Origin of the sequence: Actinoplanes sp. G11-F43, from assembly GCF_050589265.1 — a bacterium.
In the GTDB taxonomy this organism is placed as follows: Bacteria; Actinomycetota; Actinomycetes; order Mycobacteriales; family Micromonosporaceae; genus Actinoplanes.
Map to the genome: position 1 here is coordinate 17,902 of NZ_JBNZCE010000004.1, position 14,757 is coordinate 32,658.

Here is a 14,757-nt window from a genome sequence, read left to right on the forward strand (position 1 = left end):
CTCCTCCCTCACAGGAGGCGCCCTTGAGTCATCGTGAGCCCGGCCGAGCGTGGCGGACGTCGTTGTCCGTTGCAGCGCCTCTCGGCGGACCCGGCCAACTTTAGCCGCTGTCCGGCAAGATCACATCCGCCTGAGTGATCCGTCAGTGTCCGTAATCACATACGTTCCGTCGCCGAGTGGTGACATATCGTACTCATCAATGGTTGAAATGCCCATTTCGCCGGTTACCGAACCGGAGCTGGTGTCGACCGTGAAGTGCTTCCACCACATCTCCCCGGTCTCCTCGCCCTCGCCGCTGACCACCACGATCGCGGTCTCCGCGGTGAGGAAACCACCGGCCCACTCGACGCCGGCCTCGCCGAACTCCCAGTCGCCGAACGCGGACAGCGGAACCCGCAGAACCTCCGCGAAATCGCTCACATCGTGGAAGGCCACATCCTCCTGCTCGTGATCCACCGTCATGATCAGACGCTGATCCGGGGAGACGTCGACCGGCACCCGGTTCGACCATTCGTCGAGCCGGGCCACCGGGCCGTCCGGGGTGGCCACGAAACACCAGGTGCCGTCCTGGCCCTCACCCACGTCCAGCAGCATCCGGTCGTCACCCAGCGGATGATGCGAACCGCCGTGCCCGGAAGTGGGCAGACCGTGCCGGGCCAGCGGGGTGCCGGTGGCCGCGTCCAGCACCATCCACAGGTCCTCACCACCGCGGCCGGCCTGCACGTTCGGCAGGTAGAGGAAGAGCGACCGGTCGTCGGTGGAGAAGGCCAGGTCGGCCCGGGCATAACCGTCACCGGCACCCACCTCGAACCGCCACAGCTCACCGCCGCCGGTGTCGACGCAGCTTACGAACTCCTCGGTGGCGTAGGCCAGGCGATCCCGGGCGGACGCCACGGCGTAGGCCTGGACCTGCTCGGCCGGGAAGGTGTGGACCAGTTCGAGCGCGGTGTCGTAGACGTCGACACCGTGCTCGGAGATTCGGGAGATCACGCGCACGGGCGTCAGCGTAGTTCCCGCGTCCCGTCCGGGCGGGTCAGCACGTAGCGGCCGGTGCCGAGGACCTCGATCGCGTACTCGTCGCGGGCCTCGACGTCCAGCTCACCGAGGACCGCACCGGTGCGGGCGCCGACCCGGTAGAACTTCCACCACTCCTCGTCCTCGTGCTCCTCGTCCTCACCCCGTACGACAGTGATCAGGGTCTCGTCGTCGACGAATCCGGGACTCCACTCGACGTAGACCTCGTCGTCCTCGTCGAAGCCGAAATCCGCGACGGTGAGCCGGAACAGCACCTCACCACCGGGGAACGTGTGCACGGCAAGGTCCGCCGAGCCGTGGTCGACGGTCACGAACCGGGTCTCGTCCGGCGCGACACCGCACAGCGAACGGTCGTTCCAGCCGTAGTCGCGCGGTTCGGTGCCCGGCCCGGCCAGATAGATCCGCAGGCCGTCCTGGCCCTCGCCGACCTCCAGCAGCATCCGGCCGTCACGCAGCGGATACTGGTCGCCGCCGTGGCCCACGGTGGGCAGCACATGCCGGGACCGGAGCTCCCCGGTGGCCGCGTCCAGCACGATCCACTCGTCGTCGCCGCGATCGGCCATCGCGTTCGGCACATAGACCCAGACCAGGGCGTCGTCCGCGGACAACGCGACGTCGGTGTAGGCGACACCCCGCCGTGGGCCGCGCTCACCGAGGTCGAAGCGCCATTCCTCGCGCCCGTCCGGATCAGTGCGCAGCACGGCCCGGTCGGTCGCGTAGATCAGCCGGTCGCCCGTACTCGTGACGGCGTGTCCCTCGCTCCCCGGCTCCCGGAAGGTGCTCCGGGGCGGGACGGTGAAGGTCCGCACCGGGGTGAGCTCGGCGTCGTAGACCTCGACCAGGTGGTTCAGCTTTCGGGAGAATACGCGCACGCGGGCAGTTTAAGGGGTGCGAAAACCTTCCTTAGACCCGCAAAAACCCCTCATTCTGTACGGCGTGAAGCACCCGCACCGGATCCGGGAGATCGCCGAGCGGGCCGGGGTCAGCCCGGCCACCGTGGACCGTGTGCTGCACGACCGTGGTGGGGTGCGGGAGAGCACCGCCCGCACGGTCCGGCAGGCGATCGCCGAGCTGGAACGGCGGGAGCCGGCGCCGGCCCACGCCCCGGTCGTGATCGACGTGGTGCTCCAGACGTCGGCGCGGTTCGGCGCCGCGGTGTGGGCGGCGGTGGAGGCCGAGGCCCCGGAGTCGGCGCCGGTGCCGATCCGGGCCCGCCCGCACCTGTCCGACGACGCCGCGGCGGCCCTGGACCGGATCGACCGGGCCGGCTCGGACGGGCTGATCGTGCTGGCCCCGCCGGTCGCCGAGGTGACCGCGGCGATCGACCGGCTCGGTGTCCCGGTGGTCACCCTGAACCACGAGCTGCCGGCCGGCCGGCGGATCGCGCATGTCGGGGTGAACGGGTTCGACGCCGGGGCGACCGCGGCGTACCTGGTGGAGCGGTTTCTCGCGGACCGGGCCGGCGACGTCCTGGTGATCAACGGGAACGGTGAGCGGGAGGCCGGGTTCCGATCGGTGATCCAGTCCCGGCGGGTGGTGTCGGCCCCGTCGTCGCCGCGGGGGATCCTCGCCGGCCACCCGTCGATCCGGGCCGTCTACTCGGCCGGGAGTGGGGGCAGCGCCGAGGTGCCGGCCGCGTTCGCCGCCCTGCACCGCAACTACGACGTGTTCGTCGCGCACGGTCTGGACCGGGAGACCGCCACCCTGCTGCGCGAGCACCGGATCTCCGCGGTGCTGCACCAGGACCTGCGGGCCGATCTGCGGCACGCCCTCCGGTCGATCCTGCGGGCACACGGGGTGCTCGGCGGCCCGGTCCACTCGCTGCCGTCGGCCGTGCGGGTGATCACGCCGTTCAACATGCCCCGAGAGTTCACCTGCTGGTAACTAAACGCGTGCCACCGGTCACCGATTGATCCGGCATGACAAACGACAGTGGGCTCGGGCAGTGGTGCCGGAACCTCAAGGTATCCACCAAAGTGCTCACCGTTGCCGGTGTGGCCATCGCCGGAACCGTGGCGACCGGGACGATCGGTCTGGTCGGCATCAACCAGGCTGGTGGTGGCGCTGCTGCTGGCGATCGTCAGCGCGATGTTCGTGGCCCGGCTGATCGTGCAGCCGCTGCGCCGGGTCGGCCGGGTGCTGGATCAGGTGGCCGAGGGTGACCTGTCCGGCGACCCGAAGGTGGACCAGCGGGACGAGGTGGGGCAGATGGCGGGCGCGCTGCTGCGGGCCACCGGCACCCTCCGGCAGACGGTCACCGACCTGGCCCTGAACTCGCGCAAGCTGGCCGACGAGTCGGAGACGCTGGCCCGGACCAGCCGGAACAGCGCGTCCAGCGCCGACCAGGGTGCCCAGCAAGCCGCCACGGTGGCCGACTCGGCGGCCATCATGTCGGCGAACATCCAGACGGTCGCAGCCGGTGCCGAGGAGATGGGCGCCTCGATCCGGGAGATCAGCGAGAGTGCCACCCAGGCCGCCCAGGTCGCGTCCCGGGCGGTCGACGTCACCGCCACCACCAGCACGGTGATGGCGAAGCTGAACGAGTCGTCGGCGGAGATCGGTGACGTGATCAAGACGATCACCGCGATCGCCGAACAGACCAATCTGCTCGCGCTGAACGCCACCATCGAGGCGGCCCGCGCCGGTGAGCTGGGCAAGGGGTTCGCGGTGGTGGCCAGCGAGGTCAAGGAGCTGTCCCAGGAGACCGCCCGGGCCACCGAGGACATCGGTCAGCGGGTGGCCGCGATCCAGGCGGACACGGCCGGCGCGGTCGCGGCGATCGGTGAGATCAGCGAGATCATCGCGCGGATCAACGACTTCCAGACCACGATCGCCTCCGCGGTCGAGGAGCAGACGGTGACCACGAACGAGATGAGCCGCAACGTCAGTGAGGCCGCGGAGGCCGGCAGCCGGGTCGCGGACACCATCAACGCGGTCGCGTCGTCGGTGCGGGAGACCACCTCCGGGGTGGCCGAGGCCGATCGGGCGGCCACCGATCTGGCCGGGATGTCCGGGGATCTGCGCCGGATCGTGGACAGGTTCAAGCTCTGATTTTGCATTTGATTGCAAGAGATAGGCAGAACTGCGAAAGACATGGACAGAGGCTTGTGAGTTAGATCACCGGACATCTATCGTCGGCTCACCGTCTCTCCCATGGAGCCTTCGATGTCCTTCGACATGAGGCGGATCAGCGCTCCACCGCGCTGGTCCGCCGTCCTTCTCGGCGTGGTGGTCGGCGTGACCGGCCACACGCTTCCGGCATCGGCCGCGAACAAGCCGGTGGTCACCCGGGCCGCCCTCGACCCCGCCCTCACCGCCGGCCGCGGCGCGAACGTCGCCTTCCTGGAGCAGGAGGCCGAGAACGCCGCCACCAACGGAACGGTGATCGGGCCGGACCGCACCGCCTACACCCTGCCGTCCGAGGCGTCCGGGCGGTCCGCGGTCACCCTCGACCCCGGCGAATGGGTGGAGTTCACCCTGCCGAAGGCCGCGAACGCGATCACTGTGCGGTACAGCATCCCGGACTCGGCGACCGGGGGCGGAATCACCGCGCCGCTGACCGTGAAGACCCGGCTGGGCACCCGCACCATGACGTTGACCTCGGAATACTCCTGGCTGTACAACCAGTACCCGTTCACCAACGACCCCGGGGCGGATCTGCTGCACCCGGACTGGTGGATCACCGAGTGCCAGTGTGTGCCGGCCGAGACCACACCCACCCCGGTGATCACCAAGCCGTTCCGGCCCGCGCACTTCTACGACGAGCAGCGGCTCCTCCTCGGCCACACCCACCGGGCCGGTGACACGGTCCGGCTGATCGCGCGGAACGTGCCGACCACCATCGATCTGCTCGACTCGGAGCTGGTCGGGCTGCCGAAACTGGACCTGACCGGGGTCAACGTGCTGGCGTTCGGGGCCGACCCGACCGGCCGGCGGGACGCGGCACCGGCCATCGAGCGGGCCATCGCGTACGCCAAGAAGGTCCATCGCCGGGTCTACCTGCCGCCGGGAGTCTTCCAGGTGAACCGGCACATCGTCGTGGACGACGTGACGATCACCGGCGCCGGCAACTGGTACACGACGGTCAAGGGCCGTTCGGTGGCGCTGAGCGAACCGGCGCCGGACGGCTCGGTGCACACCGGCGTCGGGTTCTACGGGAAGCCCGCGGCCGAGGGCGGCAGCCGCAACGTGCACCTGTCCGGGTTCGCGATCCAGGGCGACGTCCGCGAACGGATCGACACCGACCAGGTCAACGGCGTGGGCGGGGCGATGAGCGACTCGACCATCGACGGCCTGTACATCCAGCACACCAAGGTCGGCCTCTGGTTCGACGGCCCGATGGCGAACACGAAGGTCACGAACAACGTGATCGTCGACCAGATCGCCGACGGCCTGAACTTCCACACCGGGGTCCGGAACTCGCTGGTCCGCGGCAACTTCCTGCGCAACACCGGGGACGACGCGCTGGCCGCCTGGTCGGAGACCACCACCAACACCGGCAACGTCTTCGACCGCAACACCGTCCAGACGCCGACCCTGGCCAACGGCATCGCGATCTACGGCGGCCACGACACCACCGTCTCGAACAACCTGATCGCCGACCCGATCCGGGAGGGCAGCGCGCTGCACGCCGGCACCCGGTTCGGCGCCGAGCCGTTCACCGGTCACCTGCGGTTCCGGGACAACACCACGGTGCGGGCCGGCACGCTGGAACTGAACTGGCGGATCGGCCTCGGCGCGATCTGGTTCTACGCGCTGCAGGGCACCATCGCCGCGGACGTCCGGGTGACCGGCGACCACTACCTGGACAGCACCTACAACGCGGTCATGCTGGTCGCCGACTGGCCGGTCAAGGACCTCTACTCGATCGACGGGATCACGTTCAAGGACATCCGGATCGACGGTACGGGCACCAGCGTGCTGAGCGCCCGGGCCGGGGGTTCGGCCTCGTTCGAGAACGTGGACGCCCGCAATGTGGGGGCCGCCGGCGTCAACAACTGTGGCCGCTTCCTGTTCACCCCGGCCGGATCCGAGTTCGGTCTGACCGATCTCGGTGGCAACGACGGCGGCTGGCTCGGCCCGTACCTGCCGAACGTGATCACGTGTGACGACCGCCCGCCGGTGGTGCCGCCGGCGCCACCGTCGCCCTGGTGACGACCGCACCGCAGCGGCCGTGCCGACCACAGAGTGTCGTCACGGCCGCGCCGGGTAATGCCCGTACGAGCAGTTGGTTTTCGGGTGTACTGCTTGGGTAGCCTGGGCGGCGCTGTTGGACTGCCACAGATGGGAAGTACGTTGAGCCGAACACTGTTGGTCACCGGTGGTGCCGGATTCGTCGGTAGCTCCTTGATCAAGTCGCTGCTGAACGACTTCCCGGACGCCGCGGTGATCTCGCTGGACAACTATTTCACCGGCACCCCGGAGAACCACGTCAACGACCCGCGCGTCACCTACATCGACGGGTCGACGGCAGACATCGCCAAGCTGTGGGCCGACCGCGGTCTGCCCGCCCCGGAGCTGGTCTTCCACCTGGGTGAATACTCGCGGATCCCCCAGTCGTTCGAGGATCACGACCTGACCTGGGACTTCAACCTCCTCGGCACCAAAGAGGTGGTCAAGTTCACCGCCGGCCACGGCGCCAAGCTGATCTATGCCGGATCCAGCTCGAAATTCGGCAACGACGGCGAGGACGAGAACCTCAACCCGTATGCCTGGACCAAGGCCAAGAACATCGAGTACATCAAGAACTACTCGAACTGGTTCGGCCTGGACTACGCGATCGCCTACTTCTACAACGTGTACGGGCCGGGCCAGATCAGCCAGGGCAAGTACGCCACCGTGATCGGCATCTTCGAGCGGCAGTACCTGTCCGGCGAGCAGTTGACAGTGGTCTCCCCGGGCACCCAGACGCGTGACTTCACCCACATCGACGACATCGTCCGGGGCCTGGTCCTGGTCGCCCGCAGCGGCTCCGGCGACGGCTATCTGCTCGGCACCGGCTCCGAGTGGCCGCTGGCCGAGGTGGCCGAGATGTTCGGCGCCGGGTTCACCCTGATCCCCGAACGCCGAGGTGAGCGCGTCCGCGGGCAGGCCGACACCACCAAGGCCAACAGCCTCGGCTGGCACCCCGAGAACCGGCTCGACGAGTACATCGCCGGCTTCGTGGCCGCGAACCCGCGCCGATAAATTCATCACCGAGTTTCCGGTTCGGCGATACATAAACTGCCGCTGGAGGGGAATTCGGGCCCTCATGCGGAACGGGATCAGTATCGTCGTCGTCTCCGGCCACGCCCCCCTGGTGCGCGGCCTGCAACAGTCACTGCCGGAGGCGACCGGCGGACGGGCCGCCGTGACCGGGGTGGATGACGGATCGGACGTGACCGGCCCGGTCCGGGACGCCGAACCGGACGTGGTCCTGGTCGACCTGCGACCACCGGCCGGGGTCGCCGCCGTCACCGCGGCCCGCGCCGCCGCCCCACGAGCCCGGATCCTGGCCATCGGTGGCGATGACCCGTCGACCACGATCGAGGCGCTGCGGGCCGGGGCCTCCGGGGTGCTGCCCCGCGGCGACGAGGCGATCCCGCCCCTGCTCGCCGCGCTGGAAGGCTGGGCGGTCGTGCCCGTCCCGCTGCTCACCTCGCTGGTCGAGCGATCCGGCCCGGCGGGCGACCAGGTGACCAACCCGGTGACCACCCAGCTCGACGACCACGACCGGCGACTGCTGCGGTTGATCGCCACCGGCTCGTCGACAAGCGAGATCGCCGGGCTGCTGCACGTCTCGGACCGTACCGTCAAGCGGTTGACCGCGGCGCTGCTGCGCAAGCTGCACGTCTCCAGCCGTACCGAAGCGGCTGCTCTCGCCGGCAGCGCCGGCCTGGTCTGACCGCCTATCCGGTGGCGCGTGGCCGCGTCGACACCGCCGACAGCGGCGTGGCCACGTCCTCCAGCGACTTCCCCTCCGCGTCGATGCCGATGACCGCCTCGACGACACCGCCGATCGCCATCACCCCGGCGCCGATCAGGAACCCGAGGAACAACTTGCCGGGATCCTCGCCCTCACCGATCAGCCAGCCGTAGAAGACCGGCCCGATCGCGCCGAAACACTGGGCGATCGCGAAGAACACCGCGATCGCCTGGGCCCGGATCTCCAACGGGAAGATCTCACTGACCGTCAGGTACGCCGAACTGGCCCCCGCCGACGCGAAGAAGAAGATGACACTCCACGCGATCGTCTGGGTGGTGGCGTTGAGCGCGCCCGCGTCGAACAGGAACGCGGTGATCGCCAGCAGGAACCCGGACAGCAGGTACGTCCCGGCGATCATCTTGCGCCGCCCGACGGTGTCGAAGAGGCGTCCGATGGTGAGCGGGCCGATCAGGTTCCCGGCCGCGAACGCCACCATGTAGAGCGGCGCCGTCTTCTCGTCCACCCCGTAGAACGTGGTCAGCACCAGCGTGTAGGTGAAGAAGATCGCGTTGTAGAGGAACGACTGCGTGATCATCAAGGTGGCGCCGAGCGTGGACCGGGCCGGATACAGCCGGAACAGCACCCGCAGCAGAGACAGATAACCGTGCGCCCGGGTGGGCCGGATGTCGATCGCCTTCGACTCGTCCAGCGGGGCCAGCGTCTGACCGGACGCCTCGGCGGCCCGCTCGATCCGGGCGATGTTCTCCTCGGCCTCCGCCTCCCGGCCGTGCATGACCAGCCAGCGCGGGCTCTCCGGCAGGTGCCGGCGCAGACCCCAGATCGCCAGGCCGATGATCGGGCCGAGCAGGAAGCCGATCCGCCACGCCCAGTTCAGGTCGATGTTGTTGAGCAGGATGTACGTGCCCAGGGTGCCGATGATCGCGCCGCCCCAGTAGGTGCCGTTCACCCCGATGTCCACCCGGCCGCGATACTTCGCCGGCATCATCTCGTCGATCGCCGAGTTGATCGCGGCGTACTCGCCACCGATGCCGGCTCCGGCGATGAACCGGGTGAGATACAGGAAGATCAGGGCGGCCGTGCCGTTGCCCCAGGTGAGCGCGGTGAGCGCGTTGCCGGACAGGTAGACGGCGAGCGTGACGATGAACAGGTTGCGCCGGCCCAGGGCGTCCGAGAGCCGCCCGAAGAAGAGCGCCCCGAACACCTCGCCGAGCAGGTAGACGGTGGCGATCAGGCCGACCTGGGTACTGCTCAGCGCCAGTGTCTCCTGTTCGGACAGAACCGGCCCGAGCGAACTGGCGACGGTGATCTCCAGCCCGTCGAGGACCCAGGCGGTCCCCAGGGCCATCACGATCCTGGTGTGGAACGGCGACCAGCTCAGCCGGTCGATCCGCGCGGGAATGAGACTGCGGATGGTGGTCTCTGATCCGCTGGCCATAGACGGACCTCCATTGCTGGGATGTCCTTCGCGACTACCCAGCAACCTCCCAGCTATTCCTCAAAATGCAAGGTCGTCACGACGCGGGGCCGGACCACCGGCCCGGCCCCGCGTCGTGCGGCCGCCGTGTCAGCGGCCGGTGGTCTCGCAGTTCAGCAGCTCACCGGTGGCCTGGCCGTAGTCCAGCAGGCAGGCGTCGGCGCCGTCGCCGCCGTCCAGGGCGTAGCGGTTGTACGCCTCCGGACCGCCGTAGTACAGCGTGTCGTCACCGGCCTCGCCGAACACCTTGTCGACGCCCGAACGGGAGCCGTCGTTGGCGTACAGGGTGTCGTCGCCGCCACCACCGCGGATCACGTCCGCGCCGCCCGAACCGTAGATCACGTTCGCGCCGCCGTTGCCGGTCAGCACGTCGTCGGCCCAGCCGCCGTACAGGTTCTCCACGTCGGCGCCGATGGTGTCCCGTTCACCCGCGGAACCGTCATCACCGGTCTGGCCGTCCAGGTCCGCGCGCACCGGGACGAGCCGGCCGCCGTAGTTGACCCCGTCGACACCACTGCCACCGGCGGTCAGGTCGCTGCCGAAGCCGCCGGTCAGGTCGTCGTCGCCGGCCCCGCCGGACAGCTTGTCGTTGCCGTCGTCGCCGGTCAGGTAGTCGTCGCCGCCCAGCCCATACAGGGTGTCATCACCGTAGCCGCCGAGCAGATTGTTGCTCATCCCGTTGCCGGCCAGCCAGTCGTCGCCGCTGCCGCCGTACAGGCCCTCCACGTCGGATCTGATCGAGTCGCCCTCGCCCGACTGGCCGTCGTCACCGGACGCGCCGTCCGCGTCGGCGGCGACACGCCGGGACCGGTACCCGTAGTTGACCCAGTCGTAGCCGGATCCGCCGTGCATGACCTCCCGGGCCGTGCCGTGCCAGGCGCCCTGATGGAACTCGTCGCTGCCGGCGTCGCCGTACAGCACGTCCCGCCCGGTCGCCTCGTCGAAGCTGTCGTCATGGGGGCCACCGTGCGCCACGTCGTTGCCGGCGCCCGTATCGATCCGGTCGCCGCCCTCCTGGCCCCAGATCGTGTCCCGGCCCGGTCCGCCACGCAGGTCGTCACGGCCGGGACCGCCGTACACGACGTCGTTGCCCTCGGCCGCGTAGACGTAGTCGTTGCCGCCGTTGCCCCAGATCGTGTCGTTGCCGTCACCGCCGAAGAGATTCTCGCTGCGCGGGCCGCCGATGATCTTGTTGGTGCCGCTGCCGACCCGGATTGACAGCCCGAGGTCGCTCTTGTTCACCACGGTGTCGTTCTTGTCGTACGTCGCGATGCTGCCCCAGGTGGGAGCGCCGGAGGTGGTGCAGCGGACCCGGGTCTTGTCCTTGCCGGCCTGCTTGCAGCCCTTGCCCGGTTTGATGGTGACCCGGTCGTCGATGGTGACCGTGTTGCCGGAGCGGGTGATGGTCACGTAGTTGACCTTCTTGGCCCCGGCGGTGAATTTGATCTGGGTGCGGTTGACGACCTGGGCGGTGCCCACCGGCGCGGCCTGAGCCGGGCCGCCGACGAGCAGACCACCGAGAACCGCGGCGGTGATGGCGCCGGCCCGCAACGCTGTCATCGAGCTGCTGCTGTTCTTCATCGCGCGACGTACCCGCCGTAGCTGACGCGGAAGTCGTGGGTGAGGAACCGGCCGCTGGTCACCGTGGCGCTGCCCAGCCCCGAAGACCCGCCGAGGAACCGGGTCACGCTTCCCGAGCCGAGACCGGGCCTGTCCCCGCTGTGCACCTCGCCCGGGCTTCCGACCAGCGCGTCCAGCCCGCCGCCGCCGTCGAGGTTCAGCAGGGCCACGGCGGTACCGAACTGGTCGTCGCGTTCGGGGCTGTCCGGCACCCCGGCCGACGCCTGACTCAGAGTTTGCGACTTGGCGCCGGTCAGGCCCTTGGCGGAGCCGCGCAGCAGCACGACGGCCCCGGCCCCGTTGTTCTCCCCGGGGATCCCGGCCAGCACGTCCGCGCGACCGTCGCGGGTCACGTCACCGATGGCGATGCTCCCACCGAAGCTGTCACCCTCCTCGGCCGCGCCGGCCACCCCGGCGCTGTTCTGGGTGATCACGATGGCGCCCTTGGCCGACAGGCCGGTGGAGCGGCCCGGAATGCTGATCACCGCGCCGGCGGCGCTGTGCCTGCCCACCTGCGCCCCTACGCCGGAGACGACCTCGCCGTACCCGTCGCCGGTGACGTCCCCGACGGCGAGGTCTGCTCCGAACGACCAGAGGGAGAGATTGTCCAGGTTGCGAGTCCTGACGACGTGACCCCCGCTGAGCGCGGTGACCTTCTTGAGTGACACTCCGGAGGCGGAGCCCCAGAACTGGGTGATCGTCCCGTTGCCGAACCCGCCGTCCGGTGCCTTGCCCGGCGCGCCGACGACCAGGTCCTGATAGCGGTTCTTGTCGATCCGGCCGATCGCCACGCTGGAGCCGAACTCGTCGCCGCCCCTCGACGCGCCGGGCACCCCGGCGGTGCTCTGGCTGATCCAGCGCGCGCCGGTGGCGGTGACGCCGCCCGCCCCGCCCTTGAGCACGACGACCGCGCCGGCCGACTCCTGCTTCCCGATCGTCTTCAGCGGAATGCCGATGGCCAGGTCGTCCCGGCCGTCACCGGTGATGTCCCCGGCCGCCAGCGAGGCACCGAACCAGTCCGAGTCGGCGGAAGCGCCGGGAATGCCCGCGGTGCTCTGGCTGAAGTGTTTCGCCCCGCTGATCCGCAGCCCACCGGAACCGCCCGGAACGACCCAGACGCCACCCGCCTGGTATCCCATGTTGCGCAGGTCGGGCTCGGTGTAGTCGCCGATCGCCAAGTCGTCGTACCCATCGGCGTTGAAGTCGCCGACCGCCATCGACCGGCCGAGCTCGGAGCCCGGGTGACCGGGGATCTCGGTGCGCAGGACTTCGCGGTACGCGGTGGACGAGTAGGTGACGGCCACCCCGGCGTAGCTGAAGACGGCGACGTCGTCGCGGCCGTCACCGTCGAAGTCGGCTCTGGTGGGGCCCTTGCCCTTGGCCGCCTTCACGGTGACCGGGGTGCGTTCGGACAGCAGCCGGATGCCGTCGCGGACGGTCTCCGTGGTGGTCGGCGCGGCGCTGGCGGACCCGCCGGTGGTCATCAGGATCGTGGTGGCGGCGATCGCCGTGGCGATCACGGTTCGCGTGTTGCTCATGGGTGCTCCTCGAAGCGTAGGAGCGCAGATTACGCATCGACGCATCTACCGATGTGCCTCTCGGGGCCACCGGCGGATCACGATTCAGCGACGATCCGTCTGCGTCACGACGTACCGGGATCGGATCGTCCTGAACCGGGTGGTTTACACCTGCCTGTCGCCTGATCGCGGCCTGCTCCCGGCCCGGTCGGGCCGTCTATCTTGTGGGGCAGGAGGTGGGCAGGATGTCAGAGAAGTCCTATGCGGACACGTTCGACGCCGGGACCGCGGAGTGGCTGCGCGCCGGCGGGGCCGGAATGGAACACGTGGAGATCTCCCGGTTACCCGACGGCGGTGTGGCCATGCGCAACTCCAGCGACCCGGACACGGTCCTCTTCTTCACCCGGGCCGAGTGGGACGCCTTCACCGGTGGTGTCGGCGACGGCGAGTTCGATCTCTAGGCCGGGTCCAGGGCCAGGGCGTCGAAGATGAAGTTCGGGCTCAGGAACGTCGCACCGCTGCTGCCGCTGACCACCGAGACGGACAGGGTGTTCGCGCCGGTCTTCAAGGCGCTCGCCGGGATCGTGTAGGTGTAGGTGGTGTTGAGGCCCCGCCACGTGCCCCGGGTGACGTTGCGGGAGTTCAGGTTCACCGGAGTGGGGGAGGCCGACGCGGGCGACGAGTAGTTTCCGATGCTGACCGCGGGACGGCCACCGGCGAAGGTGGAGGTGGTGGCGATGCGCAGCTTGACGCCGTTCGCGGGCACCGACGCCAGGGTGAAACCGAGCGCCATCGGTGAGTTGACCGCCTTGAACGCGGCCATCGGGAACTTCGCGGCCCCGTTCGCCACGCTGTAGGAGCTCGCCTTCCACGGCGACATGCGCGCGTCGGACGGGTGCATCGTCTCGATCCGGTCGGCGTTCAGGAAGCCGGCCGGGGTGCCGTCGAACGTGCCGAGCTGGAACAGGGTGCCCGCGGCCGGGACGCTCCCGGAGATGGCCAGGGCCGTGGTGGCGCCCGCCGGCACGGTCACCGACCGGGTGCCGACGGCCAGCTCCCCGGCGTACAGAGTGGCGGTGTAGGTCCCGGGTTTGATGTGCCCGATCACGAACTTCCCGGCTTTCACCTGGCCCCAGTACTGCCCGGTCGGGCCGGCCAGCGCGACGGTGGCCCGCAGGCCGTTCCAGCTGCCGGTGGCGGTGCCGCTGACGCCGCCGCGCTGCGCGTCGGAGAGCATCCCCGGGATGAACGACGCCAGGAAGTCCATGCTGCGTGCGGTCGGCGCGGAGCCGTCGGTGAGAGCGAGGGCGTACGGGCCGTGCAGGCCCAGCCGCAGCGCCTCGGTCTGCTGGTGTCCGCTGAACATGTAGTGCGTGATGTTGACAGCGCCACCGGTGTCGTTGACCTCGATGTCCCGGAAGAACGGGCCGCCCGAGGTCATGTCGGTGTAAGCGGGCAGGATGAACGCCCCGTGCCCGGTGCCACTGGCGCCGAACGGCTGCTGGGTGATCAGCCGCTGCGAGCTGTAGAACTTCGACGCGGTCCGGCCGGCCGCGTTCGCGAAGACGTCCGAGCCCTCGACGGTGGTGCCGAACCCGCCGGTCTTCGCTCCGGCCGGAGAGGTGGTCAGCAGTGACGGCTTCAGCCGGGCGATGAAACGGGCCTCGCCGGGATTCAGCGCCTTGGTGATGTTCGTGGCCATGTAGAGGGTGTTGTCGTTCTTGCGGGCGAAGTAGTACTGGGTCACGCCGATCGACGTGTTCGCCACGCTCACCAGGATCGAACTGCCGTTGTTGAAGGTCTTGCCGGTCACGGCCGCCGACGACCAGCCGGACTGGAACTGGCCGGCGGCGAATCCGGCGGCGGCCAACTCGGTGCCGTTGTGCTTCAGCGACGTCACGTTGCCGTTGCCGCCGTTGATCGTGAACGCCAGGCCGGTGCCGGTGTCGAAGCTGACATTCGCGGCGGCGTTGGCCCAGGGCTGACCGACACCGAGCAGTCCGGCACCGGCGAGAACCGCGGCCGAGGCGAGGCCGGCAGCGAGGGCTTGACGACGTTTACGCGACATGTGACCACCTAGGAGAGCTGTTGCTGACGTCGGGTAGGTGGTCCGGCGGCGCACAAAGGTTGCCCTCTTCTCAGAAATCGTCCGCGGCGTTGACTCCGATTTCCGGGCGCTCCTAGAT

At 69.4% G+C, this 14,757-nt stretch carries 12 protein-coding genes and 1 riboswitch; of the genes, 6 read left to right on the plus strand and 6 right to left on the minus strand.

Going from position 1 to position 14,757, the window contains the following annotated elements; translation table 11 throughout:
- Positions 1-8: 8 nt before the first annotated feature.
- Positions 9-89, minus strand: a riboswitch (S-adenosyl-L-homocysteine riboswitch).
- A 31-nt stretch (positions 90-120) separates the two neighbouring features.
- Both ACQ0O7_RS03860 and ACQ0O7_RS03865 read right to left on the minus strand, forming a co-directional pair.
- The gene (locus ACQ0O7_RS03860; protein WP_430780349.1) at positions 121-996 is read right to left on the minus strand and encodes a hypothetical protein; all 876 of its coding nucleotides are present in this window, start codon (positions 994-996) and stop codon (positions 121-123) included.
- A gap of 5 nt (positions 997-1,001) precedes the next feature.
- Positions 1,002-1,907 (minus strand): hypothetical protein, encoded by a 906-nt coding sequence (locus tag ACQ0O7_RS03865; RefSeq protein WP_430780350.1) that lies wholly within the window; start codon positions 1,905-1,907, stop codon positions 1,002-1,004.
- A 64-nt stretch (positions 1,908-1,971) separates the two neighbouring features.
- On the opposite strand from ACQ0O7_RS03865, the gene ACQ0O7_RS03870 reads away from it, so the two are divergent.
- The 5 genes from ACQ0O7_RS03870 to ACQ0O7_RS03890 all read left to right on the plus strand — a co-directional run bounded on the left by ACQ0O7_RS03870 (position 1,972) and on the right by ACQ0O7_RS03890 (position 7,918).
- Positions 1,972-2,919, plus strand: coding sequence for a LacI family DNA-binding transcriptional regulator (locus ACQ0O7_RS03870; protein WP_430780351.1), 948 nt, complete (start codon positions 1,972-1,974; stop codon positions 2,917-2,919).
- A gap of 171 nt (positions 2,920-3,090) precedes the next feature.
- Positions 3,091-4,086 (plus strand): methyl-accepting chemotaxis protein, encoded by a 996-nt coding sequence (locus tag ACQ0O7_RS03875; protein WP_430780352.1) that lies wholly within the window; start codon positions 3,091-3,093, stop codon positions 4,084-4,086.
- Between the two features lie 114 nt (positions 4,087-4,200).
- Positions 4,201-6,189 carry a glycosyl hydrolase family 28-related protein gene (locus tag ACQ0O7_RS03880; protein WP_430780353.1) on the plus strand — a complete coding sequence of 663 codons (1,989 nt, stop codon included), beginning with the start codon at positions 4,201-4,203 and terminating at the stop codon, positions 6,187-6,189.
- Positions 6,190-6,330: 141 nt separating this feature from the next.
- Positions 6,331-7,221 (plus strand): NAD-dependent epimerase/dehydratase family protein, encoded by an 891-nt coding sequence (locus ACQ0O7_RS03885; RefSeq protein ID WP_430780354.1) that lies wholly within the window; start codon positions 6,331-6,333, stop codon positions 7,219-7,221.
- Positions 7,222-7,285: 64 nt separating this feature from the next.
- Complete coding sequence (locus ACQ0O7_RS03890) at positions 7,286-7,918, plus strand: LuxR C-terminal-related transcriptional regulator (protein WP_430780355.1); 633 nt, start codon at positions 7,286-7,288, stop codon at positions 7,916-7,918.
- A 4-nt stretch (positions 7,919-7,922) separates the two neighbouring features.
- Here the strand turns inward: ACQ0O7_RS03890 and ACQ0O7_RS03895 are convergent, their stop codons facing one another.
- The 3 genes from ACQ0O7_RS03895 to ACQ0O7_RS03905 form a co-directional block, all read right to left on the minus strand.
- A complete protein-coding gene (locus ACQ0O7_RS03895; protein ID WP_430780356.1) occupies positions 7,923-9,395 on the minus strand; it encodes an MFS transporter in 1,473 nt (490 codons plus the stop codon).
- A 129-nt stretch (positions 9,396-9,524) separates the two neighbouring features.
- The gene (locus ACQ0O7_RS03900) at positions 9,525-11,015 is read right to left on the minus strand and encodes a calcium-binding protein (RefSeq protein WP_430780357.1); all 1,491 of its coding nucleotides are present in this window, start codon (positions 11,013-11,015) and stop codon (positions 9,525-9,527) included.
- Positions 11,012-12,592: an FG-GAP-like repeat-containing protein gene (locus ACQ0O7_RS03905; protein ID WP_430780358.1), complete on the minus strand. Its 1,581-nt coding sequence runs from the start codon at positions 12,590-12,592 to the stop codon at positions 11,012-11,014. The genes ACQ0O7_RS03900 and ACQ0O7_RS03905 overlap by 4 nt, the downstream gene beginning before the upstream one ends.
- Before the next feature lie 224 nt (positions 12,593-12,816).
- Here ACQ0O7_RS03905 and ACQ0O7_RS03910 point away from each other — a divergent pair, with 224 nt between their 5' ends.
- The gene (locus tag ACQ0O7_RS03910; RefSeq protein ID WP_430780359.1) at positions 12,817-13,032 is read left to right on the plus strand and encodes a DUF397 domain-containing protein; all 216 of its coding nucleotides are present in this window, start codon (positions 12,817-12,819) and stop codon (positions 13,030-13,032) included.
- Here ACQ0O7_RS03910 and ACQ0O7_RS03915 read toward each other — a convergent pair.
- Entirely contained in the window at positions 13,029-14,639 is a 1,611-nt protein-coding gene (locus ACQ0O7_RS03915; RefSeq protein ID WP_430780360.1) for a rhamnogalacturonan lyase B N-terminal domain-containing protein, read from the minus strand. The two genes, ACQ0O7_RS03910 and ACQ0O7_RS03915, sit on opposite strands and share 4 nt — an antisense overlap.
- Positions 14,640-14,757 lie beyond the last annotated feature (118 nt).